This is a genomic window from Janthinobacterium sp. PSRC1-1, from assembly GCF_049897525.1.
Taxonomy (GTDB): domain Bacteria; phylum Pseudomonadota; class Gammaproteobacteria; order Burkholderiales; family Burkholderiaceae_D; genus Janthinobacterium; species Janthinobacterium tructae.
In genome coordinates this window covers 147,788-172,528 of the sequence record NZ_JAFCWK010000007.1, presented here as the reverse complement: position 1 = coordinate 172,528, position 24,741 = coordinate 147,788, and the positions used below count along the sequence as shown (strand labels likewise).

23 protein-coding genes and 1 pseudogene are annotated in these 24,741 nt (G+C 59.9%); 17 read left to right on the top strand and 7 right to left on the bottom strand.

The window, feature by feature from the left end:
• The first annotated feature begins 13 nt into the window (after positions 1-13).
• From ACP7DW_RS17160 to ACP7DW_RS17125, 8 genes are all read left to right on the top strand, one after another.
• On the top strand, positions 14-532 hold the full coding sequence (locus ACP7DW_RS17160; protein WP_071077751.1) for an OmpH family outer membrane protein: 519 nt from the start codon (positions 14-16) through the stop codon (positions 530-532).
• Positions 533-602: 70 nt separating this feature from the next.
• On the top strand, positions 603-1,658 hold the full coding sequence (gene lpxD, locus ACP7DW_RS17155; RefSeq protein ID WP_426055894.1) for a UDP-3-O-(3-hydroxymyristoyl)glucosamine N-acyltransferase: 1,056 nt from the start codon (positions 603-605) through the stop codon (positions 1,656-1,658).
• Positions 1,655-2,149 carry a 3-hydroxyacyl-ACP dehydratase FabZ gene (gene fabZ, locus ACP7DW_RS17150; protein WP_071077748.1) on the top strand — a complete coding sequence of 165 codons (495 nt, stop codon included), beginning with the start codon at positions 1,655-1,657 and terminating at the stop codon, positions 2,147-2,149. Before lpxD ends, fabZ begins: the two co-directional genes overlap by 4 nt.
• A gap of 1 nt (position 2,150) precedes the next feature.
• Positions 2,151-2,942, top strand: a complete 792-nt coding sequence (gene lpxA / locus ACP7DW_RS17145; RefSeq protein ID WP_426055893.1) for an acyl-ACP--UDP-N-acetylglucosamine O-acyltransferase — start codon at positions 2,151-2,153, stop codon at positions 2,940-2,942.
• On the top strand, positions 2,926-4,110 hold the full coding sequence (gene lpxB, locus ACP7DW_RS17140) for a lipid-A-disaccharide synthase (protein WP_426055892.1): 1,185 nt from the start codon (positions 2,926-2,928) through the stop codon (positions 4,108-4,110). The genes lpxA and lpxB overlap by 17 nt, the downstream gene beginning before the upstream one ends.
• A 44-nt stretch (positions 4,111-4,154) precedes the next feature.
• On the top strand, positions 4,155-4,793 hold the full coding sequence (rnhB, locus tag ACP7DW_RS17135; protein WP_426055891.1) for a ribonuclease HII: 639 nt from the start codon (positions 4,155-4,157) through the stop codon (positions 4,791-4,793).
• Positions 4,790-5,575, top strand: coding sequence for a TrmH family RNA methyltransferase (locus tag ACP7DW_RS17130; RefSeq protein WP_426055890.1), 786 nt, complete (start codon positions 4,790-4,792; stop codon positions 5,573-5,575). Before rnhB ends, ACP7DW_RS17130 begins: the two co-directional genes overlap by 4 nt.
• Positions 5,576-5,586: 11 nt before the next feature.
• Complete coding sequence (locus ACP7DW_RS17125; protein WP_426055889.1) at positions 5,587-6,789, top strand: aminotransferase class V-fold PLP-dependent enzyme; 1,203 nt, start codon at positions 5,587-5,589, stop codon at positions 6,787-6,789.
• A 34-nt stretch (positions 6,790-6,823) separates the two neighbouring features.
• Here the strand turns inward: ACP7DW_RS17125 and ppsR are convergent, their stop codons facing one another.
• A complete protein-coding gene (gene ppsR / locus ACP7DW_RS17120) occupies positions 6,824-7,672 on the bottom strand; it encodes a posphoenolpyruvate synthetase regulatory kinase/phosphorylase PpsR (protein ID WP_116744182.1) in 849 nt (282 codons plus the stop codon).
• Between the two features lie 152 nt (positions 7,673-7,824).
• On the opposite strand from ppsR, the gene ppsA reads away from it, so the two are divergent.
• The 5 genes from ppsA to ACP7DW_RS17095 all read left to right on the top strand — a co-directional run bounded on the left by ppsA (position 7,825) and on the right by ACP7DW_RS17095 (position 13,400).
• The gene (gene ppsA / locus ACP7DW_RS17115) at positions 7,825-10,257 is read left to right on the top strand and encodes a phosphoenolpyruvate synthase (RefSeq protein ID WP_289948504.1); all 2,433 of its coding nucleotides are present in this window, start codon (positions 7,825-7,827) and stop codon (positions 10,255-10,257) included.
• Between the two features lie 164 nt (positions 10,258-10,421).
• A complete protein-coding gene (locus ACP7DW_RS17110; protein WP_298407597.1) occupies positions 10,422-10,919 on the top strand; it encodes a Dps family protein in 498 nt (165 codons plus the stop codon).
• A gap of 177 nt (positions 10,920-11,096) precedes the next feature.
• Entirely contained in the window at positions 11,097-11,513 is a 417-nt protein-coding gene (locus tag ACP7DW_RS17105) for an NfeD family protein (protein WP_426055888.1), read from the top strand.
• Between the two features lie 15 nt (positions 11,514-11,528).
• Positions 11,529-12,473 (top strand): SPFH domain-containing protein, encoded by a 945-nt coding sequence (locus ACP7DW_RS17100; protein ID WP_298407601.1) that lies wholly within the window; start codon positions 11,529-11,531, stop codon positions 12,471-12,473.
• A 618-nt stretch (positions 12,474-13,091) separates the two neighbouring features.
• Entirely contained in the window at positions 13,092-13,400 is a 309-nt protein-coding gene (locus ACP7DW_RS17095) for an H-NS family nucleoid-associated regulatory protein (protein WP_071077739.1), read from the top strand.
• A 313-nt stretch (positions 13,401-13,713) separates the two neighbouring features.
• Here ACP7DW_RS17095 and smpB read toward each other — a convergent pair whose 3' ends face one another.
• Positions 13,714-14,163, bottom strand: a complete 450-nt coding sequence (gene smpB / locus ACP7DW_RS17090; protein ID WP_034752217.1) for an SsrA-binding protein SmpB — start codon at positions 14,161-14,163, stop codon at positions 13,714-13,716.
• A gap of 93 nt (positions 14,164-14,256) precedes the next feature.
• Between smpB and ACP7DW_RS17085 the strand changes: the two genes are divergently transcribed.
• The 4 genes from ACP7DW_RS17085 to guaA all read left to right on the top strand — a co-directional run bounded on the left by ACP7DW_RS17085 (position 14,257) and on the right by guaA (position 18,247).
• Positions 14,257-14,688, top strand: coding sequence for a type II toxin-antitoxin system RatA family toxin (locus tag ACP7DW_RS17085; protein ID WP_071077738.1), 432 nt, complete (start codon positions 14,257-14,259; stop codon positions 14,686-14,688).
• Positions 14,681-14,977, top strand: coding sequence for an RnfH family protein (locus ACP7DW_RS17080; RefSeq protein ID WP_426055887.1), 297 nt, complete (start codon positions 14,681-14,683; stop codon positions 14,975-14,977). Before ACP7DW_RS17085 ends, ACP7DW_RS17080 begins: the two co-directional genes overlap by 8 nt.
• A gap of 132 nt (positions 14,978-15,109) precedes the next feature.
• The gene (gene guaB / locus ACP7DW_RS17075) at positions 15,110-16,570 is read left to right on the top strand and encodes an IMP dehydrogenase (protein WP_071077665.1); all 1,461 of its coding nucleotides are present in this window, start codon (positions 15,110-15,112) and stop codon (positions 16,568-16,570) included.
• A gap of 66 nt (positions 16,571-16,636) precedes the next feature.
• Positions 16,637-18,247, top strand: a complete 1,611-nt coding sequence (guaA, locus tag ACP7DW_RS17070; protein ID WP_426055886.1) for a glutamine-hydrolyzing GMP synthase — start codon at positions 16,637-16,639, stop codon at positions 18,245-18,247.
• A 243-nt stretch (positions 18,248-18,490) separates the two neighbouring features.
• Here the strand turns inward: guaA and ACP7DW_RS17065 are convergent.
• The 5 genes and pseudogenes from ACP7DW_RS17065 to ACP7DW_RS17045 form a co-directional block, all read right to left on the bottom strand.
• A pseudogene (locus tag ACP7DW_RS17065) lies at positions 18,491-18,799 on the bottom strand (integrase core domain-containing protein); the annotation flags it as partial.
• Between the two features lie 45 nt (positions 18,800-18,844).
• On the bottom strand, positions 18,845-20,380 hold the full coding sequence (locus tag ACP7DW_RS17060; protein ID WP_426055885.1) for an FAD-dependent monooxygenase: 1,536 nt from the start codon (positions 20,378-20,380) through the stop codon (positions 18,845-18,847).
• 420 nt (positions 20,381-20,800) lie between these two features.
• Positions 20,801-21,109 (bottom strand): hypothetical protein, encoded by a 309-nt coding sequence (locus ACP7DW_RS17055; RefSeq protein WP_426055884.1) that lies wholly within the window; start codon positions 21,107-21,109, stop codon positions 20,801-20,803.
• A gap of 243 nt (positions 21,110-21,352) precedes the next feature.
• Entirely contained in the window at positions 21,353-22,498 is a 1,146-nt protein-coding gene (locus tag ACP7DW_RS17050; protein ID WP_426055883.1) for a glycosyltransferase, read from the bottom strand.
• Positions 22,495-24,738 carry a glycosyltransferase gene (locus ACP7DW_RS17045; RefSeq protein WP_426055882.1) on the bottom strand — a complete coding sequence of 748 codons (2,244 nt, stop codon included), beginning with the start codon at positions 24,736-24,738 and terminating at the stop codon, positions 22,495-22,497. Before ACP7DW_RS17045 ends, ACP7DW_RS17050 begins: the two co-directional genes overlap by 4 nt.
• Positions 24,739-24,741 lie beyond the last annotated feature (3 nt).

Here is a 24,741-nt window from a genome sequence, read left to right as displayed (position 1 = left end):
ACCATGGAGTATCATGAACACCGCATCCGCTACCCTGCCCAAGTCCCTTGCCGTGATCGCATTGTGCTGGAGTTCGCTGTTGCCGGTGCAGGCGCAGGCTCAGGAGTCGAAGATCGCCTGGATCAGCAGCGAACGTATTTATAACGAATCGAGGCTGGCCAAAGCGGCCAGCGCCAAGCTGGCCGAAGAGTTCCGCTCGCGCGAAAAAGCCGTGCAGGAACTGGGCAGCCGCTTCAAGGTGGCCAACGAGGCCCTGGAAAAGGATATGCCCACCCTGAGCGAGGCCGAGCGTGCCAAGCGCCAGCGCGAGTTCTTCGAGCTGGACAAGGAGCTGCAGCGCCGCCAGCGCGAATTTCGCGAAGACCTGAGCCAGCGCACGAACGAAGAGCGCAGCGCCATCGCGGAAAAAGCCAACACCATCATCCAGCAGATGGCGCATATCGAAGGCTATGACATCGTGCTGCAGGAAGCCCTGTGGGCCAGCCCGCGCATCGACATTACCGACAAGGTCTTGAAGGCGCTGGACAAGTAACAGTAACGGTTTCAAGCCTGCCAGTGCATGCGCTGCGTGCACCGGCAGGCGTATTTATAAAGGTAATCAGATGGGCACTCGACTAGGAGACTTGGTCGAACGCTTCGGTGGTCAATTGGCGGGCGATCCCAACCTGGAAGTTTCAGGGATCGCGCCGCTGGCCGACGCCGGCGCTTCGCACATCAGCTTTCTCAGCAATAGCAAATTTCGCGCGCAGGCCGCCCAGAGCGGCGCTGCCGCGCTGATACTCACGCCGGCCGACGCTGCGCTGATCGGTGCCGAGTACGCCGGCGCGCGCATTGTCACACCGAATCCCTATGTGTATTTCGCGCGCGCGGCGCAGTATTTCGCCGCCCTGCATGAGATCAAGGCGCCGGCCGGCATCCATCCGCGCGCCTTTGTCGATGCCAGCGCGCAGGTCGATGCCAGCGCCTCTGTCGGCGTGCACGCGGTGATCGAGGCCGGCGCCATCGTCGGTGCCGGCTGCGTCATCGGCCCTGGCTGCGTGGTGGGGCGCGACGCCGTCATCGGCGCGGGCACGCAATTGCTCGCCAACGTGACCTTTCATGCGCGTTGCGTGATCGGCCAGCGCGGCATCATCCATTCCGGCGCCGTGATCGGCACCGACGGATTCGGCTTCGCCAACGAAGGCGGCGTGTACATCAAGATTCCGCAGACGGGCAGGGTGGTGATCGGTGACGATGTCGATATCGGCGCCAATACCACCATCGACCGTGGCGCACTGGCCGACACCATCATCGAAGATGGCGTCAAACTCGACAACCAGATCCAGATTGGCCACAACTGCCACATCGGCGCGCATACGGCCATGGCCGGCTGCGTCGGCGTGGCCGGCAGCGCCATCATCGGCAAGTACTGCACCTTTGGCGGCGCCGCCATGGTGCTCGGTCATTTGACGATCGCCGACCGCGTCCACGTGGGCTCGGGCAGCATGGTTTCGCGCTCGATCGCGGAACCGGGCCAGTACACGGGTTTTTATCCGCTGGCCAAGAACGCCGACTGGGAAAAGAGCGCCGCCATCGTGCGCAACCTGTCAAGCATGCGCGAGAAGATCCGCACGCTTGAAAAAACAATTAAAACACTGACCACGCAAGACGAAAAATGACTACTGAAAAAAAGACCCTCGACATCCTCGCCATCAAATCGCTGCTGCCGCACCGCTATCCGCTGCTGCTGGTTGACCGCGTGCTGGACTGGGAAGCGAACAAAACCATCACCGCCATCAAGAACGTGACGGTCAACGAAGAGTTCTTCCAGGGCCATTTCCCGCACAAACCGGTCATGCCCGGCGTGCTGATGATCGAAGCGCTGGCGCAGACGGCGGCCTTGCTGTCGTTCCTGTCGATGGGCGTCAAGCCCGACGAAAATTCGGTGGTGTACTTTGTCGGCATCGACAATGCGCGCTTCAAGCGTCCTGTCGAACCGGGCGACCAGCTGAAGATGGATGTGGAAATCCTGCGCGTCTCGCGCGGCATCTGGAAATACAAGGCAGTCGGCTCGGTCGACGGCAAGGTCGCTCTGGAAGCGGAATTGATGTGCACCATCCGTAGCGCGCAGGATGCGAGCCAGTCTGCGAGCCAGCCAGCGGGGCAGTGATATGGTGGCCATCCACTCTACGGCAGTCATCGATCCGAAGGCTGAGCTCGACAGCTCGGTCGAGGTGGGTCCGTACACCATCATCGGTCCGCACGTGCGCATCGGCGCCGGCACCAAAGTTGGCCCGCACGTGGTCATCGACGGCCACACAACGATCGGCAGCGACAACCACCTGTTCCAGTTTTCTTCCATCGGCGCGCAGCCGCAGGATAAAAAATGGGCGGGCGAGGCGACGCGCCTGGACATCGGCGACCGCAACACCATCCGCGAATTTTGCACCTTCAACACGGGCACCGTGCAAGGTGGCGGCGTGACGCGCCTGGGCAATGACAACTGGATCTCGGCGTATGTGCACCTGGCGCACGACTGCCTGGTCGGCAACAACACGATTTTCTCGAACAACGCCCAGCTGGCGGGCCACGTGGAAATCGGCGACTGGGTCATCATGAGCGGTTTCGCCAATGTGCACCAGTTCTGCAAGATCGGCGCGCACGCCTTTGTCGGCATGAGCACCAGCCTGACGCAGGACGTGCCACCGTTTGTCCTGTTGAATGGCAATCCGGCGCAGGCGCATGGCGTCAATATCGAGGGCTTGAAACGCCGCGGCTTTACGCGCGAGCAGATCAACGGCATCCGCACCGCGTATAAGCTCATCTACCGTTCCGGCCTGACCCTGGAAGAATCCAAGGCAGCCCTGTTCGAAGAGGAAGCGGCGTCGTCGCCCGAGGTGGCGCAGCACATTCGCGCCATGCGTGAATTCTTGGGCGTGGCGTCGCGTGGCATCGTCCGCTGACCAGGCCAGCGGCCTGCCGGTCGCCAACGTCGCCATCGTCGCCGGCGAGGTGTCGGGCGACCTGCTGGCCAGCCGGTTGCTGTCCGGCCTGGTGCCGCAGCTGCCCGGCACGCGCTTCCACGGCATCGGCGGCGAGCACATGGCCAAGCAGGGCTTTGTGTCCGACTGGCCGCTCGACAAGCTGACCGTGCGCGGCCTGTTCGAGATCATTCCCCGCTACCGCGAAATCAAGGGCATCCAGAACGCGCTGCGCGACCAGTTGCTGGCCGAGCGTCCCGCCGTCTTCATCGGCGCCGACTATCCGGGTTTCAACCTGGGGCTGGAACAGCAGCTCAAGGAAGGCGGCATCCCCACCGTGCACTACATCGGGCCGCAGATCTGGGCCTGGCGCGGTGGCCGCATCAAGAAAATCATCAAGGCCGTCTCGCACATGCTGGTGATCTTCCCCTTCGAGGAAGAAATCTACCGCAAGGCGGGCGTGCCCGTCACCTATGTCGGCCATCCGCTGGCCGAGATGATCCCCCTGCAGCCTGACGAAGCGGCTGCGCGCCGCACCCTGGGCTTGCCGCAAGACGCGAATGTCGTGACCCTGATGCCGGGCAGCCGCATGGGCGAACTCAAATACAATACCGTGGCCTTTGTCGGCGCCTGCAAGCTGCTTCTGGCGCGCGACCGCTCCTTGCGTTTCGTCGCGCCCATGGCCGGCGAGAAGCAGCGCCAGTATTTCCTGCAACTGATAGCAGAAGCTGGCTTGCAGGACGTCGAGATATTGCTCACCGATGGCGGCTCGCACACGGCCATCTGCGCCGCCGATGCGGTCTTGGTGGCGTCCGGCACGGCCTCGCTGGAAGTGGCGCTGTACAAGAAGCCCATGGTCATCGCCTACAAGATGATGCGCGCCTCGTGGGAAATCATGCGCCACATGGGCTACCAGCCGTGGATCGGGCTGCCAAACATCCTGGCGCGCGACTACCTGGTGCCCGAGCTGCTGCAAAACGCGGCCAGCCCGCAAGCGCTGGCCGAGGCCATGTGGCAGCAGCTGAGCGACGTGCCGGGCCGCCTGCGCCTGGTGCAGCGCTTCACGGACATGCACCACAGCCTGCTGCGCGACAGCGCGCGCGAGAGCGCCAACGCCGTCATGCAAGTCATCGCCGCCAACCGCAAGTAACTCCCGCGCACCGCTTCAAGCGCATTACCAACCAAAGATTCAACGTGAAAAATATCTATCCCGGCCTGTTTGACGACTTGCCATTCTCGCTCGATGAAATCATCTGCGGCGTCGACGAGGCAGGCCGCGGCCCGCTGGCCGGCCCCGTGTTCGCCGCCGCCGTGATCCTCGACCCGAACCAGCCGATCGACGGCCTGCGCGACTCGAAAAAACTCACTGAAGCCAAGCGCGACTTGCTGGCGCCGCAAATCAAGGCCAAGGCCCTGGCCTGGGCCATCGCCGAAGCGTCCGAAGAGGAAATCGACCGCCTGAACATTTTGCAGGCGTCGATGCTGGCCATGCGCCGCGCCGTCGAGGCGTTGAGTACCGTGCCGACCCTGGCCCTGATCGACGGCAACCGCTGCCCCGTGATGCCGATACGCGGCATGGCCATCATCGGTGGCGACGACAAGGTCGATTCCATTTCCGCCGCCTCGATCCTGGCCAAGACGGCGCGCGACGCGGCCCTGGTGCACTTGCATGCGGCCTATCCCGAGTACTGCTTCGACCAGCACAAGGGCTATGGCACCAAGCTGCACCTGGAGCGCTTGCACCTGCACGGCGCCTCGCCCGTGCACCGCCGTTCGTTCGCGCCCGTGCGCAACGTGATCGCCCTGTTCGGTGGCCAGGAGGTGGTGGCATGAAGACGATCACCTCGCGCGACAATGCGCAGTACAAGGAGCTGCTGAAGCTGGCGGGCAGTTCGCAGGCGCGCCGCAAGTCTGGCCGCACCTTGCTCGACGGCGTGCACCTGTGCCAGTCCTACCTGCAGCTGCGCGGCATGCCGGAGCAGTGCATCGTCAGCGAAAGCGCCTTGCGCAATCAGGAAGTGATGGAGATCGTCGGCCAGCTGGAAAGCCAGCGCGCGCACGTACTGGGCTTGCCCGATGCGCTGTATCACGCGGTGAGCCAGGTCGAACACGGCGTGGGCGTGATGTTTCTCATCGAGACGCCGGAACGCGCCGTCACGCAGCCCCTGAGCGTGTCGGCCGTGCTGCTCGATAATCTGCAGGACCCGGGCAATGTGGGCTCCATCCTGCGCAGCGCGGCCGCCGCCGGCATCACGCAGGTGTACTGCAGCGCCGGCACGGCCTTCTGCTGGTCGCCGAAGGTGCTGCGCGCGGCGATGGGCGCGCACTTCGTGCTCGACATCTTTGAAAATGTCGATCTGGCGGCGCTGGTCGCCGACGCGAAGGTGGCGACGCTCGCCACCAGCGGCTACGCCACCCGGCGATTGTACGACGTCGACCTGCGCCAGCCCGTCGCCTGGCTGTTCGGCCATGAAGGGCAGGGCGTGGCCGACGACCTGCTCTCGATGGCGACGCACCAGGTGGTCATTCCCCACCTGGGCCAGATCGAATCGCTGAACGTGGCCGCCTGCGCCGCCGTCTGCTTCTTCGAGCAGCTGCGCCAGGGCCAGGCCTGAGCAGGGTCGCCATGTCTTTCCCTGTGCTCGCTGACGGTGCCGCACGTGACGAGGCCTGGTGGCGCCAGGTCGCCGCGTTGTATCCCGCGCCGCCGGACGCCATCGTCAATCTGGAACACGGCTATTTCGGCGCCATGGCCGCGCCCGTGCAAGCCGCCTTCGAACAGGCCGTGCGCTACACCAACGAGCAATTAAGCCCTTTCGTGCGCGGCGAATTCACGCGCACGCATGTGGATATCCTGCGCCAGCGCGTCGCCGCGCTGATCCACGCCGAGCCGCACGAAATTCTGCTGACGCGCAGCGGCACCGAGTCCATGCAGGTGCTGATCACGCAATACCATGGCCTGGCGCCCGGCGATACGGTGCTGTGGAGTAATCTCGATTATCCGGCCACGCGCACGGCCATGCGCTGGCTGGCGCAGCGCCGTGGCGTCACCAGCACGCAAGTCACGTTGCGCTTGCCCATCAGCGATGACGAGATCATCGCCCGTTACGCGCAAGCCATGCGCCAGGCCGTCAGGCCGAAACTGCTGCTGTTGTCACAGGTGACGCCGGCGAATGGCCAGCAACTGCCACTGCGCGCCTTGATTGCGCTGGCGCGCGAGCACGGCATCGATGTCGTGCTCGACAGCGCACATGCCCTGGGGCAGGTGGCGCTCGATGTGCGGGCGATGGATGTCGATTTTGCCGGCTTTAATTTACATAAATGGCTGGGTGCTCCGCCGGGGCTGGGCTTTGTGTATATCCGCGCATCGCAATTGCACAAGATCGAGCCGCATTTCGGCGACGACGATTATCCATTGGACGATATCCGCTGTCGTCTGCACATGGGCATGCCGCCGATCGGCGCCATCCTGGCCGCGCCCGCCGCGCTCGACTTTCATGAACGCCTGGGCGGCACGCCAGCCAAGACGGAACGCCTGACCTGGCTGAGGGATTACTGGGTCAGCCGCGCCGCGCAGCTGCCCGGCGTACGCCTGCTGTCGCCGCTCGATGCGCTGCGTGGCACGGCGCTGGTGGCCTTTGCCGTCGATGGCATGGACGCACGCGCGCTGCAACAGGCCTTGCTGCAGCGTTTTGGGATCTTTACCGTGCAGCGCAATATCGGCGACCTGGACGTCGTGCGCGCCACGGTGGCCGTCACCACCACCACCGCTGAACTGGATCAACTGGTCGCCGCGCTGACGGAACTTTCGAGAGAAACGAACACCTGACAAAACCGTAGCGCAGCAGGTTTGGTCAGGCGTTCTAGTAATCGCGGCGGTTCGGCTTAATCTCCTGCAGGATCGTGGTGGAGATCTCTTCGATCGACTTGGTGGTCGAGGAGAGCCAGCGGATACCTTCGCGTTTCATCATTTTTTCCGCCTCGTTGACCTCGTAACGGCAATTTTCGATGGCCGCATACTTGCTTCCAGCGCGTCTTTCGTTGCGTATTTCCGACAAACGTTCGGGCGTAATGCTTAATCCGAAAATTTTATTCTTAAATTCCAGCAGGGCGGAAGGCAGCTTGTCGCGCTCGAAATCGTCGGGAATCAGCGGATAATTGGCCGCCTTGATACCGTATTGCATGGCCAGATACAGGCTGGTCGGGGTCTTGCCAGAGCGCGAAACACCCACCAGAATGACATCGGCCGAGGACAGGTTCTTGTGCGACTGGCCATCGTCGTGCGCCAGCGAATAGTTGATCGCCTCGATGCGATTTTTGTATTCTTCGCTGTCGACGATATTGTGCGAGCGCCCGATGGTGTGGGTCGACATCACGCCCAGTTCCTGCTCCAGCGGGGCGACAAAGGTCTGGATCAGGTCCATGTGCATGCCGCTGGACTTGCGGATCACGGCCGACAGGTCGTTCTTCACCAGGGTGGAGAAAATGATCGGGCGCTGGCCATCGCTGACGAAGGCTTCGTTGATCTTGCGCGCCGCCTCGTAGGCCTTGTCCATGGTATCGATGAAGGGCAGGCGGATCTGGCGGAAACGCAGATCGAACTGCGTCAGCACCGAGTGGCCGAAGGTCTCGGCGGTGATGCCGGTGCCGTCGGAAACGAAGAAGACGGTGCGGGCCGCGGAGGGCAGGGGGGGGCGTGGATCTTGTGTCATGGGTTTTCGGATCAAGATTGTGCGTCGTCAATTTGCGCCGCACAAGGTAAAATGGCTGCAACGGTATGATTGTGCTGCACGACGCCAAGAATAACAAGAAGACTGTCCGTGCACCGCGCGTAAAGATTTCTATCATCAGTAAGGGTGTCATTATGACCAACGCAGTATCGCAACAGCAGGAAGACAAGGACGCGGTGTATGTTGCCTCGTTCGAGCATTTGCGCATGACGGATGTCGAATCCGTCGGCGGCAAGAACGCCTCCCTGGGCGAAATGATCAGCCAACTGGCGGAAGCCGGCGTGCGCGTGCCCGGTGGCTTTGCCACCACGGCGCAGGCATTCCGCGATTTCCTGTCGTATAGCGCCAACGGCGGCTTGCCGCTGGCCGAACGCATCGCCCAGCGCCTCGTCGGGCTGAACATCGATGACGTGCGCTCGCTGGCGCAAGCCGGCGCCGAGATCCGCCAATGGATCGTGGAAACGCCATTCCAGCCACGCTTGGCTGCCGAAATCGACCAGTTCTACGCCAAGCTGGTGGCCGATTCCGACACGGAAATGTCGTTTGCCGTGCGTTCCTCGGCCACGGCGGAAGATTTGCCGGATGCGTCGTTTGCCGGTCAACAAGAAACCTTCCTGAACGTGGTCGGCATCGACAACGTGCTCGACGCGATGAAACAGGTGTTCGCGTCGCTGTACAACGACCGTGCCATCTCGTACCGCGTGCACAAGGGCTTTACGCACGCGGAAGTGGCCTTGTCGGCCGGCGTGCAGCGCATGGTGCGTTCCGACCTGGGCGCGGCTGGCGTGATGTTCACCATCGACACGGAATCGGGCTTCAAGGACGTGGTCTTCGTCACCTCCAGCTATGGCCTGGGCGAGACCGTGGTGCAGGGCGCCGTCAATCCCGATGAATTCTATGTGCACAAGCCGATGCTGGAAAAAGGCAAGTCGCCTGTCATCCGCCGCAATATCGGCTCGAAACTGCTGAAAATGGAATTTACGAACGAAGCGAAAGCTGGCCGTTCCGTGAAAACCGTCGACGTGCCTGTCGAAATGCGCAACCGCTACTCGCTGAACGACAGCGAAGTGGTGGAGTTGGCAAAGTACGCCGTCATCATCGAGAACCACTATGGCCGTCCGATGGACATCGAGTGGGGCAAGGATGGCCGCGACGGCAAGCTGTACATCCTGCAAGCGCGTCCTGAAACCGTCAAGTCGCAGCAAAAGGCGACCGACGTGCAGGAACGCTTCAAGCTGAAAAGCACCGGCACCGTGCTGACCTCGGGCCGCGCCATCGGCCAGAAGATCGGCGCCGGCCCTGTGCGCGTGATTCACGACCCGGCCGACATGGAGCGCGTGCAGCCAGGCGACGTGCTCGTTGCCGACATGACGGACCCGAACTGGGAACCGGTCATGAAGCGTGCCTCGGCCATCGTCACCAACCGTGGCGGTCGTACTTGCCACGCGGCAATTATCGCGCGTGAACTCGGCGTGCCTGCCGTCGTCGGCTGCGGCAACGCCACCGATGTGCTGAAAGACGGCACCTTCGTCACCGTGGTGTGCTCCGAAGGCGACGAGGGCAAGATCTACGATGGCTTGCTGGAAACGGAAGTGTCGGAAGTGTCGCGTGGCGAATTGCCGAAGCTCGACACCAAGATCATGCTCAACGTGGGCAACCCGCAACTGGCGTTCGACTTCCAGTCCGTGCCGAATGCCGGCGTGGGCCTGGCGCGCCTGGAATTCATCATCAATAACAATATTGGTGTGCACCCGCGCGCGATCCTGGAATACCCGAACATCGACGCCGACCTGAAAAAGGCCGTGGAATCGGTGGCGCGTGGCCACGCTTCGCCAAAAGCGTTCTATATCGACAAGCTGGCCGAAGGCATCGCCACCATCGCCGCCGCGTTCTGGCCGAAAAAAGTCATCGTGCGCCTGTCCGACTTCAAGTCGAACGAGTACAAGAAGCTGATCGGCGGTTCGCGCTACGAGCCGGACGAGGAAAACCCGATGCTGGGCTTCCGCGGCGCGGCGCGCTACCTGTCGGCCGACTTCTCCGAAGCGTTCAACATGGAATGCGAAGCGATGAAGCGCGTGCGCAATGACATGGGCCTGACGAACGTGGAAATCATGGTGCCATTCGTGCGCACCCTGGGCCAGGCCGAGAAAGTCATCGACCTGCTGGCGAAAAATGGCTTGAAGCGCGGCGAGAACGACTTGCGCGTCATCATGATGTGCGAAGTGCCATCGAACGCCATCCTGGCCGACCAGTTCCTCGACCATTTCGACGGCTTCTCGATCGGTTCGAACGACCTGACCCAGCTGACCCTGGGCCTGGACCGCGATTCCGGCATGGAATTGCTGGCCGCCGACTTCGACGAACGCGATCCCGCCGTCAAAGCCCTGCTGTCGCTGGCCATCAAGGCTTGCCTGGCGCGCGGCAAGTACATCGGCATCTGCGGCCAGGGTCCTTCGGATCACCCCGACTTCGCCGTCTGGCTGATGGAGCAGGGCATCGAATCGATGTCGCTGAATCCGGACTCGGTGATCGACACCTGGCAAAAGCTCGCTGCGCTGAAAGCGTAAGCGTCTTTCCCGCCCTCTGAAAACCCGCTGCCTCACCCGGCAGCGGGTTTTTTTACGCCTTGCTCATTCACATCAAGCCCATGGCGGCCGGCGCACGCGCCTGAATGATGAGGTGGCGCAAGATCAGCTAAAATGATTCCACCAACACATTGACGGGAGTTCATATGGCAAGCAAGAAACCGAGCAAAGCATCAAAGATCGACATCGGTATTTCCGAGGCAGACCGCGCGAAGATCGCGGAAGGCCTGTCCGGCCTGCTGGCCGACAGCTATACCCTGTACCTGATGACGCACAATTTCCACTGGAACGTCAAAGGGCCGATGTTCAATACGCTGCACCAGATGTTCATGACGCAATACACGGAGCAGTGGGGCGCGCTGGACCTGATCGCCGAGCGCATCCGTGCCCTCGGCTATCCGGCGCCGGGCACCTACAAGGAATTCGTCAAGCTGGCCTCGATCAAGGAAATCGACGGCGTGCCGCCGGCGCTGGACATGGTCAGCCACCTGGTGGCGGCACAGGAAGCGACCGCGCGCACGGCGCGCCGCTTGTTCCCGCTGCTGGAAAAAGCCAATGACCAGCCGACGGCCGACCTGATCACGCAGCGCCTCGATGTACATGAAAAGACGGCGTGGATGCTGCGCAGCCTGCTCGAGGAATAAAGGCCGGGCCGGCGGCGCTAATTCGCCCCCGGCTATTGACGCCATCAGGAATTGCGTTAGACTGTTTGTATATAGGTGTGTGGCAAGAAGAATATCAGGCAGTACTGCGCATTAAACCCCGTCGCTTATATAGGCCGCGGGGTTTTTTATTTTTGGAATCGCAAGGGTGGAGGCATCATGGCTGAATGGGTAGGCTGGTTTGTGGCGGCTGGCGCGGTATTGATCCTGGAACTGTTTACGGGCACGTTTTATTTGCTGATGATCGCCATCGGTATCGGTGCCGGAGGACTGGTGGCGCTGGCGGGCGGCAATGGCAGCTGGCAGGCTGCGACAGCCGCCATGGTCGGCGTGGCGGCGACGCTGTTATTGCGGCGCAGCCGTTTTGGCAGGGCGGCGCGGCGCGATGCGGCACAGGATCCGAATGTGAACCTCGATATCGGCCAAAGCGTGGCGGTCGCGCATTGGGTTGATGGCGCGGCGCGCGTCATGTATCGCGGCGCCTTGTGGGATGTGGAACTGATTGCCGGCAGCGATACGCAGGCCGGTCATTACACCATACGTGCCGTGCGTGGCAGCCGTTTGATTGTTGGATAACCTGGAGAGTAGATTATGGAAGTAAGCATCGGAAGCATGTCGCTGATCTTGTTATTGCTGGCATTGGTATTTGTCTTCAAGACGGTCAATGTGGTGCCGCAGCAGCATGCCTGGGTGGTGGAGCGCCTGGGCAAGTTCCACGCGGTATTGGGCCCTGGCCTGAATATCGTTGTGCCTTTCGTCGACCGCATCGCTTACAAGCACGTGCTCAAGGAAATTCCACTCGACGTGCCGCCGCAGGTATGCATTACGCGTGACAATACGCAATTACAGGTCGATGGCATTCTGTATTTTCAGATTACCGATGCCATGCGTGCTTCGTATGGCTCGTCGAATTATATCGCCGCCATTACGCAGCTGGCGCAAACGACCTTGCGTTCGGTGATCGGTAAAATGGAACTCGACAAGACATTTGAAGAGCGCGACCATATTAATACGGCCATCGTGAATGCCATCGATGAATCGGCGGCGAATTGGGGCGTCAAGGTATTGCGTTATGAAATCAAGGATTTGACGCCGCCGAAGGAGATTCTGCATGCGATGCAGGCGCAGATTACGGCCGAGCGCGAAAAGCGCGCACTGATTGCTGCCTCGGAAGGACGCAAGCAGGAACAGATCAATATTGCCAGCGGTGAGCGCGAAGCGAACATTGCCCGCTCGGAAGGCGAAAAGCAGGCATCGATCAACCGCGCCGAAGGCCAGGCTACGGCCATCGTCGCGCTGGCGCAAGCCAGTGCCGAGGCGCTGCGCCAGGTGGGCGCCGCCATCCGCGAGCCGGGCGGTGAAGATGCCGTCAATCTGAAAGTGGCCGAACAGTATGTGGGCGCGTTCGCGCAATTGGCAAAAACGAATAATTCGATTATCGTGCCGGCCAATCTGGGCGATATGAGCGGTTTGATCGCCACGGCGATGCAGGTGGTGAAAACACAGAAGCCAAAAGGCAGCGTGACTATACCCTGATTACTTGATTACCTCGCTGGCTGGGTGAATAGCAAGTGTGTAGCAAGGTTTCGTCAATACTGCCCGCTGTATAGCGGGCAGTTTGCATTTGCGGGCCTGGAATATATGGCGGCGGCAGGGTTGGAGTATCGGCGGCTGAATGAATGGCGTTGAACATATTTTCTTCATGCTATGCTATGCGCACTTTGAGGATTATGTGCTGTCATGCGGCGCTTATTTCTTTGATTGACGTAACATCTGCCGTGCAGGATTCCGGATAGCGTTTGCAGGCGATGTGCGATGTGCGATTGGCGATAGTATCGAACCCATGTATATTTTGAATTGCCATTTATAGTTGCTATAAATTGCAATGAAACAGAAAGTACTGCAAAATAAATACAGCCGATGGCGCTGGATTGAATCGCAGTCGCACAAAGCGGGGGTATCGCACAGGCGGTCCATGGCCGATGTGCGCTCCCATGATTGAAGGCTTGCATCGTTGGAACGCCGGAAAAGTAGGGTTTTGGTAAAAGAATTGTAAAAAACAATCAAATCTTCAGAAAAATCACCTCAGTCGCGTTACAATTGGATAGAATTTAACTGTTCAGTTATATTTTTCAACTCACACAAGGAAATATCATGGATCTGTCGAACTTATCCCTGTCCGAACTGCGCACCTTGCAGGACGACATCAAGAAGCAAATGAAGAAACGCGAACAGGATGATCTGTCCAAAGCACGCGAGCAAATCCTGGCGATTGCCCAGAGCGTCGGCGTTTCCGTAAAAGATCTGGTTGGTACAGGGATTCGCGCTAAAACGGGTACGGTCGCTGTGCGCTATCGCAATCCGGATGATGCGACGCAGCAATGGACCGGCCGTGGCCGTCAACCGAAATGGGTCAAAGAGTGGACCGATTCGGGCAAGTCGCGCGATCTGCTGAAGGTGTAATCCTGAAGGTTTAAAAAACCGTTCATTCGGATGCTTGTCCTGTGAAGTGGTACAGGTGTAGTACAAGGCAGCATGCAAGCATCCGGAACTTTCCTGCATTATCGTCTTTGGCCAGACAGGCAAAGCTGATTCATTCGCTTATCTCCACGGTATTTTCACCAATACCCGTCTTATTCCCGCCGTATCTCTTCCTTTTCCTGTTTTTATCCCGTTGCGCTGTGCTTTTCCGCTTGCCGCAGGCACCGGCAAAATAAAACCCGGCATATAGCCGGGCTTGAGGGTATCGGCGCTGCGTGCTGCGCGTGGTGCCGGATCAGCGGCGGTGCGACTTCATGGCCGCCTGCACTTCGCGCGCGCCATCGCGGTCGCGTTCCGCTGCCCGCTTGTCGTGCTGCTTCTTGCCTTTGGCCAGGCCGATTTCGCATTTCACGCGGCCGCCCTTGTAGTGCAGGTTGAGCGGTACCAGCGTGTAGCCTGAGCGCTCCACCTTGCCGATCAGTTTATCCATTTCCGTGCGGTGCAGCAGCAGCTTGCGCGTGCGTACGGCTTCCGGGTGGATATGGGTGGAGGCGGTCGGCAGGGCGCTGATATGCGCGCCGAACAGGAAGAGCTCATCGCCGCGGACGACGACGTAGGCTTCCTTGATTTGTACGCGGGCGTCGCGGATGGCTTTGACTTCCCAGCCTTCCAGCACGATGCCCGCTTCGTAGCGATCCTCGATAAAGTAGTCGTGGAAGGCTTTTCTGTTGTCTGCTATGGTCATGAGATGGTAAATGTGCGCGGGTCGGTTAAACTACTGTCTCGCGCAAGCGCGATCAAATCAAATGTATCCAACATCATAGCAAATGGTTCTTCAATGGCAGTAGTACATAAATCAGTTTTTCTCGGTTATAGCGCCGAACAAATGTTCGCGCTGGTGGCGGCGGTGGAGGATTATCCCAAATTCCTGCCCTGGTGCGGTGCGGTCGAGGTTCGCGAGCGGGGCGAGAACACGGTTGTCGCCAGCGTGGGCATACATTACCACGGCGTGCGCCAAAGCTTCACCACGTCCAACGAGAACGTGCCGCCGACCTCCATCAAGATGAAGCTCGTGGACGGTCCTTTCAAGACCCTCGATGGCGTGTGGACCTTCAAGGCCCTGCGTGAAGACGCCTGCAAAATCGAACTGGACCTGCACTACGAGTTTTCCAGTCGCGTGCTCGAACAGATCATCGGCCCCGTTTTCGGCATGATCGCCAACAGCATGGTCGACTCCTTCTGCAAGCGCGCGGAGACCGTATATGGCTGAAGCGGACATCGCGGTGCAGGTTTGCTACGCCTTGCCGGACAGCGCGTTCCTGCGCTCCCTGCGCGTGCCTGCCGGCACCACCATCGCGCAGGCGGTGGCGCGGAGCGGCTTGCTCCAGGCTATCCCCGGCATCGACCTGGCCGTGAACATGGTGGGTATCCATGGCAAGCGCAAGCCGCTCGAAACGGTCTTGCGCGAGCATGACCGGGTGGAAGTGTACCGCCCCTTGCAGGCGGACCCGAAAGAGGCGCGCCGACGCCGTGCCGGCGGCAAGTCAGCGAAGGGCTGAGCGGGCAGGGCGGCGGCGTGGCCGCCGTCCGGCGAGCGCGATTTTTTGCTAATTTCAAATATCTTTTCTATGCTGCAAGGACGGAGGGCGCTTTTTTCTGTATAATCTGCTTTTGCGCCAATAGGAAATGCTATGCGTCTACTTCAAAAAGCACTCACATTCGATGACGTGCTGCTCGTCCCAGCCTACTCCAACGTTCTGCCCGCCGATACGTCCCTCAAAACTCGCCTGACCCGCAATATCACCCTGAATATTCCCTTGCTGTCCGCAGCCATGGATACGGTGACGGAAGCCCGTCTGGCGATCGCGATGGCCCAGGAAGGCGGCATCGGTATCATCCACAAGAATTTGAATCCGAAGGACCAGGCACGTGAAGTGGCCCGTGTAAAACGTTTCGAAGCTGGCGTGCTGCGCGATCCGATCACGATTCCGCCGGACATGAAAATCCGCGACGTGATCGCGCTGACGGAACAATACGGCATCAGCGGTTTCCCTGTCGTCAAGGGCAAGGAAGTGGTCGGTATCATTACCAACCGCGATTTGCGCTTTGAAAAGGAACTCGACGCGGAAGCCTCCGCCAAGATGACCCCGCGCGAAAAACTCGTCGTCGTCAATGAGGATGCCGATACGGCCGAAGCCAAGCGCCTGATGAACAAGCACCGCCTCGAGCGCGTGCTGGTCGTCAACGACGCGTTTGAGCTGCGTGGCCTGATCACCGTCAAGGATATCCAGAAGTCGACTTCCCACCCGTTCGCGTCGAAAGACAGCCAGGGCAAGTTGCTGGTCGGCGCTGCCGTCGGCGTCGGTGCCAAGGATGAAGAACGCATCGACCTGCTGGTCGCCGCTGGCGTCGACGTGCTGGTGGTCGACACGGCCCACGGCCACTCGCAAGGCATCCTGGACCGCGTACGCTGGATCAAGACCAAGTACCCGCAAGTGGAAGTGATTGGCGGCAACATCGCTACCGCCGCCGCCGCCAAGGCGCTGGTGGAATACGGCGCCGATGCGGTCAAGGTCGGCATCGGTCCTGGCTCGATCTGCACCACGCGTATCGTCGCCGGTGTGGGCGTGCCGCAAATCACGGCCATCTCGAACGTCGCCGAAGCACTCGAAGGCACGGGCGTGCCATGTATCGCCGACGGCGGTATCCGCTTCTCGGGCGATATTTCGAAAGCGCTGGCCGCTGGCGCCTCGACCGTCATGATGGGTTCCATGTTTGCCGGTACGGAAGAAGCGCCAGGCGAAGTGATCCTGTACCAGGGCCGCAGCTACAAGTCGTACCGCGGCATGGGCTCGCTGGGCGCGATGTCCGATGGTTCGGCTGACCGTTATTTCCAGGACGCCACCATGAAGGCCGACAAGTTCGTGCCGGAAGGTATCGAAGGCCGCGTGGCCTACAAAGGCAGCGTGCTGGCGATCATCTTCCAGCTGGTGGGCGGCGTGCGTCAATCGATGGGTTACTGCGGTTGCGCCACCATCGACGAACTGCGCGAGAAAGCGGAATTCGTGGAAATCACCTCGGCCGGCATGCGCGAGTCGCATGTCCATGATGTGCAGATCACGAAAGAAGCACCTAACTACCGTTCAGAGTAATTAGCGACAGACCAGACCGGCGCCTAGTGCGCCGGTTTTGTAATGACCTCAGATAAAGTCCCCATCATGCATTCTAAAATCCTCATTCTCGATTTCGGTTCCCAAGTCACCCAGTTGATCGCCCGCCGCGTGCGCGATTCCGGCGTGTTTTCCGAAGTCTTCCCATATGACGTCAGCGATGAATTCGTGCGCAACTATGGCGCCGCTGGCGTGATCCTGTCGGGCAGCCACAATTCCACGCTGGACGGCGACTCGCCGCGCGCGCCGCAAGCCGTGTTCGAGCTGGGCGTGCCTGTGCTGGGCATCTGCTACGGCATGCAAACCATGGCGGCCCAGCTGGGCGGCAAGGTGGAAAACGGCCTGGTACGCGAATTCGGCTACGCCGAAGTGCGCGCCCGCAGCCATACCAAGTTGCTCAACGGTATTGCCGACTTCGTCACCGACGAAGGCCACGGCATGCTGAAAGTGTGGATGAGCCACGGTGACAAAGTGCTGGAAATGCCGCCAGGCTTCAAGCTGATGGGCAACACCCCAAGCTGCCCGATCGCCGCCATGGCCGACGAAGAGCGCCAGTTCTACGGCGTGCAATTCCACCCGGAAGTGACGCACACGGTGCAGGGCAAGGCCATGATCGGCCGTTTCGTGCATGAAATCTGCGGCTGCAAGTCGGACTGGAACATGCCCGACTACATCAGCGAAGCGGTGGAAAAAATCCGCGCGCAAGTGGGCGCCGACGACGTCATCCTGGGCCTGTCCGGCGGCGTCGATTCGTCCGTGGCCGCGGCCCTGATCCACCGCGCCATCGGCGACCAGCTGACCTGCGTCTTCGTCGACCACGGCCTGCTGCGCCTGGACGAAGGCAAGATGGTGATGGACATGTTCGCCAAGAACCTGGGCGTGAAAGTCATCCGCGTCGATGCGGAAGAGCAGTTCATGGGCCACCTGGCCGGCGTCACCGACCCCGAGCAGAAGCGCAAGATCATCGGCCGCGAATTCGTCGAAGTGTTCCAGGTCGAATCGGGCAAGCTGGTCAACGCAAAATGGCTGGCGCAAGGCACGATTTACCCGGACGTGATCGAATCGGCGGGCAAAGGCAAGAAAGGCCAGACCATCAAGAGCCACCACAACGTGGGCGGCTTGCCGGACACCATGAAGCTCAAGTTGCTGGAACCCTTGCGCGAACTGTTCAAGGACGAAGTGCGCAAACTGGGCGTGGCCCTGGGCTTGCCGCATGACATGGTCTACCGCCACCCGTTCCCGGGCCCGGGCCTGGGCGTGCGCATCCTCGGCGAAGTCAAGAAAGACTACGCCGACCTGCTGCGCCGCGCCGACGCCATCTTCATCGAAGAATTGCGCAACACGCCGTACGAGCCGGTAGTGGTTCCTGGCTTCGATCAGGACAGCGTGCCGACCAACTGGTACGAAGCAACCAGCCAGGCCTTTGCCGTCTTCCTGCCCGTCAAATCGGTGGGCGTGATGGGCGATGGCCGCACCTACGAATACGTGGTGGCCCTGCGCGCCGTGCAGACGCAGGACTTCATGACGGCGCACTGGGCGCACCTGCCGCACAGCCTGCTGGGCAAGGTATCGAACCGCATCATCAATGAAGTGCGCGGCATCAACCGCGTCGTCTACGATATCTCGGGCAAGCCGCCAGCGACCATCGAATGGGAATAATCTCCCGTCCGGCACCGTAAGGTAACGCCGGGTCAATGAAACAGCCAAGCCCCTGATTTTTCAGGGGCTTTTTTATTTTGTCTGGCAAACGCAGGCAACCGTCGGCAGAGCCAAGCACGTTTTTTTGTGGGTATTTTTGCGGGTATCAAATATGCCGAAATGTGAATTTAACATTTGGTTCTTCTTGCTTTTTTGTCACGCGAGGGTATATTTGAGGGTATTTATTGGGTTAAGTATCTGATTTTAAAAATATTTATTGATCCCTGGGGGGCTTGTCGCGGCGAGGGTATCTGGGCCTCGTGAGTAGCAGCAGATGTCATTTTTTTTTCGTGCTAAGTGATTGATTGTTTGAAATGCATCCCGTGCCGATACAGACTTTGTATGAATGGGAGGAGCCCAGTAGCGCACCGTGCGGTTTTAGCGCTCGACATAAGCGTTCTGCTGCGGCTGGCCAGGCTGGATGAAGGCGATGCGAATGCCGCGTTTGGCGGCCCAGGCCAGCGTCACGGCGCTGATGTACTCGGGGCCGTTATCGCAGCGAATGACCTGGGGGGATTACCGCACTTAAGTGCGCCCCCTGATCAGACGAAAGATAATTTAAGTTTTCCCGTCAACGAGTCTGCGAATCTTATTGAAATCATCTTCATTGAATGCTGAGTCTGTCCGCCAAGCTACGATTCCATCGGGCCGCACCAATGTCGCACCTGCGACCCCGACACCGAACACTTCGCCTAAAGAAATCTCAGGTGGAAAAACAATGTCTACGCCGGCCTTTATCATCGTCATATCTAATGCATTCACAGCGTCGCTCCAAGCATCGTCCTGTGTCAAGAGAACAAAATCGCGCCCGAACAGGTCAAGTGTGGATATCCGTGCATTACCTTTCATGATCCACACATGTGGTGCGCGGGTCCCAGGTTGCCCTCTCCATTCGCCCGGAGAGGCCGCCGCAGGCAGTTCGGGCGGCGTCCCGATTACTCCGGTCGACCGGATGAGTTGGCCAAATTCCATAGCATCGTTGCTGAACAAATCATCCTGCTTAAAGGAATTGCCAACCCACTGCGCGTAATCCGGCCGCGAGAAGGTTTGTTGATGGCGTAAAACCCCGATGGGTTGACGTTCTGCGGAATAAGTGTCGAGTAGGCCCGAAGAAGCTTTGCCGGATACGACACGCTCCAGTTTCCATGCAAGGTTCCAGACATCGTCAATACCGGTATTGGCACCGAACCCGCCGCGCGTCGGCGGCAACTGGTGGGCAGCATCACCAGCAAGGAACACTTGCCCTTGCCTGTAACAATTGGCTATACGCCCAGCCATCTCCCATTGTCCTGTGGTGATGATATCGAAAGGCATGTCCGAACCTAGAGCGCGCCTCACAGCCTCAGACAACTCCTCGTGTGAGCGGTTCTTGTCATCATCAAACATCAATACCCAGCGGCTATCTCCATACGTTGTCAGAAAACCGCGAAAGCCTTCCTGTTCTATCTCGAATTGTTGTGCGCCGCGTTCCAAGTATCGATCTGCCTCAGGGCAACGAAACAGCACACTGCGAAGAGTTCTAAGATGTCCGACGCCACTGCGCGCGATACCAAGTATTTCTCGGATACTACTTGTTGCACCATCAGCAGCAATAAGGTGATCGGCAGTAATTTTATATTCGATGCCGCTTTCCCGGTCGCGCAATTGCGCCCAGATTTTTTCCGCACTTTGATCGAAATTTATCAGTTCCACGCCATATCTCAGTTCCGCACCCAACTCCTGTGCCGCGTTACGCAAGATTGGCTCGAGTTTATCCTGTGCGATGGCAGCACCAGTACAAGGCGACAAGTCATGCGACCGGTCAGCAGCCTGTCCTGGCGTCCAGTCCGTTTCCGAAATCCAGTCGGAAGAGAGACTTGCAACTTTAACTCGACGCAAGCGTTTTCCAGGCGGTGACTGAGGAATACGGTCAGCAATACCGACCGTACGGTAATGTTCGATGGTCGTCTCTGTGAAGCCCATCGCTCGAGGATGTGGTGAACTACCTAAGTGTTTTTCAACAAGAATGTGCGGAACGCCTCGCCAAGCGAGAAACAGGGATGCCGACAAGCCGACGAGGCTACCGCCAATGATAAGTACAGGGGTATGTTGCATGATTTACCTTCTTGCGTTTGTGACGCCGCGGGCACGGCAAAGGACGCGAAGTTTTCGAAGGAGTCGTTCAGATACGGTGTATTTCAAACGGCCTTTGACGAGGAAACGGCATGCGTCCGCCCTCGTCGTGGTCCGCGGCCCTTGTGGGCTGGAATATGGCCAAGTGCTAAAGAGCTACTTGGATGACCGGGGCTTACCACGCCGGTCCACCTTTTTCGACATCACGAGCATAAAAGAAAAATAGGTTTGAAGCAAGCCGTGCGGTGGTCAGGTAATTTCGGACACAACGATAGGTTCACGTTCTGCCCTTTTCTGTTCGTAGACAGAGGGCGGCAGATTGCCCAATGCTGAATTGATGCGCTTGCAGTTATGGCAGCCGACGATATAGTCGGCGATGTCCGCTTTGGCCCGGCCCAACGTCTATTTCCGCCCGCATCGAGATCGATGCGTCGCCGGCACCGTCCTGCTTGACGGAGCACATCGCATTTTTCCTGCCGCCAGCGCGGTGTTTATGATGGGTTCAGCTTTTCTGTTGGCATCATTTTCCCAGGGCAGGGCCAGGCCAATGCTTCCATCTGCTGCTGGAATTGATCGAGTTCGGTATGCCGGGATGCGGACGATCGCGGCGAGGCGATCCTTGTTGGCCAGGTGGTTGCGAACCGTCTCGCGCTGCTCCACCGGCAGCGCCGGCAGTTGATTCACTGGCGCCTGGAAGTCTGATTTGTTCATCACGCCGTCCCGTTCACGCTATGCCTAGTTCATTGGAAGGAAGGGATGGCAAGCAGCAGTTCAACACTGAGGCGCGACACGGCCATTTTTCATTTGGTTGCGCGCTGGACGCCAGCCTTGATAGCGTGTTGAAAAACTCCAAGTCCCTGTCAACTGGCTACCAGGGTATGCGTGGCACGCGAAGAACAATTTTTTGCCTGATACCATGCGCAAGTCCTACGTCACCCAGTACGCCCTGTACAGCTACTTCATGTCGCAGAGACTGGTGTAGAAAGCATCGTACCGTTTGAACATGTCATCGATCGAGAATTGCTCCAATGCCAGTTGTCGACCGCATGCACCCATCGCCATCCTCATCGGCGTGTCGCGCAACAGTTTCAGCAGCGCTTCCATCAGCGCAGTCGAGTCAGCCGGGTTAACCAGTATTCCGCTTCGCCCGTGGCAGACCATGTCGGGGATCGCTCCGACTCTGGTCGCCACCACAGGCAATCCGGCCGACATGGCCTCCATGATCGAGGTGGGCCGGCCTTCACTCCGGCTGGCCAGAATGAATATGTCGAACTGCTCAAGCTGCCGTGCAACATCTGCGCATTCGCCCAGGAATTTGACTGACGCATCCACACCCAGCGCGAGCGCCAGGGCCTGCAGCCTTTCCCGGTAGGGACCATCGCCCACCAGGTGCAGTTCCAGTTTCAGCGGAGAATGCAGGCGACACGCTGCAAAGGCGTGCAGCAGCGTGTCGTGGCCCTTCGACGGATCCAGGCGCGCCACGCAACCCAGCACGATGGGTGCGTCCGGCCACGCCGGCGTGACTTTGGTCGAGCGGGGCTGGAATCGCTGCGTGCTCACACCGCTTTGCAAAATGACAATCGGGCGTGCCACGATGCCGGTATCGATGGCGAAGTGTCGTGCCGTGATGGTGGAAACGGCTGCCAGGCCGCTGGTCACACGGGCCAGCAGGCGGCAGCGCAGTGCGGCGCGCCAGTCGACCGGCCTGGGTAGCATCAGGCCGTGAATGCTGAACACCAGTTTGCCGGGAAAGCCTGCCAGCAGCCAGGCTGCGACAGCGTTGATCCATGCTCCGCTGTTGCGTACATGTACGATATCGGGTTGGAAGCGGCGCAAATGGGCCGCAGCGCGCAACAGTGGCAAATAGCGCTGCGCCCGGTTGGAGCCACACACCCACAGGGCGACTGTCTCAGGAATGCGCGTGCTCAGGACACCTGGCCGCTCGAGGCAGCACACGGCTTGCTCATAGCCCATTTCTGCCAGGCCTTGGACAAGGTTGAGTACGCCCACCTCGACCCCGCCCACGTCGAGATGAAAGACGACATGCACCAATCGCCGTGGCGTGGCGCGCAGTGTGTCACGCTCGGGGGCGGCTGTCATGGCGCAGCGGTATCGTTGCCGCGGCGCGCGATGACGAAGGCGGTCAGCGGCCCGAACAGGGGAAATTGTGCTCCCACCGAAAACCGCATGAAATTGTTGAACCTGCCTCGCATGGCACTTTCGTCCGGCTTGACACGCTGCCTTGGCTCGGCCTCGTCCGCATCGGCGCGGGTGGCCGCCCGCAGGAACGGCAGACTTTGCACTGACCGGCAGGTGGTACTCAAACCCCTGTTCAGCATGACCTGCGGACCGAGGCCGAAGGTTTTCATGCGCACGATTTGCATGCCCGCTTGCGCCAGCAATGCGCGCAGCGCCGGTTCGGAAAAGAACCAGCGATGGCGCGGAATGCTGCTTTCCGGCACGGCATCAAACCATCGTTGATCGATGTTGCCAAGAATGCCAACTTCAAAAAACAGGATGCCGTCGGGGCGCAGCAGATTCACCATCTTTTTCAACGCCAGCAGCGGGTCTGGAAAGTGGCTCAGCAGGTCGCAGTGGTAGACAATGTCGCAACTGCCCGGTGGCCATTGCGCCTGCTCGATTGTCGCGCATTCGACCTCGACCGCCAATGCCTGCCTGAGCCGCGCGGTGCGCAGAGGATCGAGCTCGATGCCACAGACGTCAAAGCCGACATCGCGTGCTGCACGCAGAAAGTGGCCGTCACCACAGCCCACCTCCAGCAAGCGCCCGCTGGCATGGCTTTGCCGCAACCAGCGCAATTTCAGCTTCGTCGGCAAGTCATAAAAGCTGGCAGAATGGGAGTCGACCGCATGATCGACGGCCCCTTCCTGGGCCGGGGGCGACAAGTAGATGGCACCGCAGCCGCACTGCATCAGTGCGTAGTTTCCTTTTTGGCAGATTTTCTTGCCGCTGCTGGCGCCACACACCACGCAACCCGCTTGCAAGGAATCGGTTGGATTCAATGGCAATGGACTCTCTTTTATTCTGGCATCTGCCTGGTGCATCGGGTCGCATCGATGAGCATCGCCATGGGGCAGGCCAATCGATGGTGCACGATGCTTGCCATGGCGGTACGCCGAGGCATGATACAACTCGGCAAACAAGTCTTCGATCGTGCGCGTCATACGCTGTACCTGGTAGTGCGCGAGGTGATGCTGGCGTGCCGCCTGGCCCATGCTCGCGCTCAGTCCAGGCTCGTGCAGCACGCGCAGCAGCGCCGCCGTCAGGGCAGCGGCGTCGCCTGGCTCAACGATCAAGCTGGTGACCTTGTCCAGCACCATGTCTGGAATCCCGCCGACTCGGGTGACCACGGATGGCAATCCCAAGGCCAGACTCTCATGGATCGCTATCGGCGCCGAGTCGAGCAGGCTTGCATGGACATGCACGTCAATCGCGCTCCAGACATCGGCCACGGGACCGGGATAGCTCACGAAATAGACCCGATCGCGTATGCCCAAGGCCTGAGCTTGCGCCATCAGTTCATCGATGTAGCTTTGCGGATGCGGATAACCGCAGATCAGCAGGACGCAGTCGGCATCGGCCGCGAACACGCGCGCGACTGCCTGAACCAGCACCGAATGCCCCTTTTCCGGAACGACACGGCTGACCTGGGCAATCACCTTGAGCTTCGCATCGCGCGGCATCCCCAGACGTGCACGCATCTCGCTGCGAGTGCACCGTGCCTGAGGCTGGTAGATCCCGTTCGGTATCACGGCAGTGGTCAGGCCGCGCCGCCACAGCCACGCTTCATGCTCGAGCACCTTGGCGCTGGAGTCGGATATCAGTGCATCGATCAGGCCGTAAGCGAGTTGTCCTGCGGGGCGCCAGAACGGCCCCTGCCAGAACCCTGGTCCGTATTCGGTTGCCACGATCACAGGTACCCGCGCCAACCGGCCCGCAAGCGCACCAAACAACACGGCATAGCTCATGCGGGCGTCAATGATGTCGGTCTCATGGCTGGCAAAATATGCCGTCAGGCGCCGGACAATTCTGGCGAAGGAGCCGATTTCCCGCAGTTTCTGCAAACCGGGCCAGCCCTCGCCCCGCTGTGCTGCGCGAGCTGGCTCGTACAGGCTTTCGACGCGGATGCCTTGGGCGAGAAACTGCGGCAACATCTGGCCACGCTCCTGGTGGCTGCGATCCGATGGGTCGGCAATCACCAGTACGGTATGCTCGAAACGGCTGCGATCGAGTTCGCGTGAAAACGACAGCAGCCTGTTGGGATCGCCGCCGATGCACAAATTGGTCAACAGAGATACGATTCTCAGCTTGCGGGCCATAAC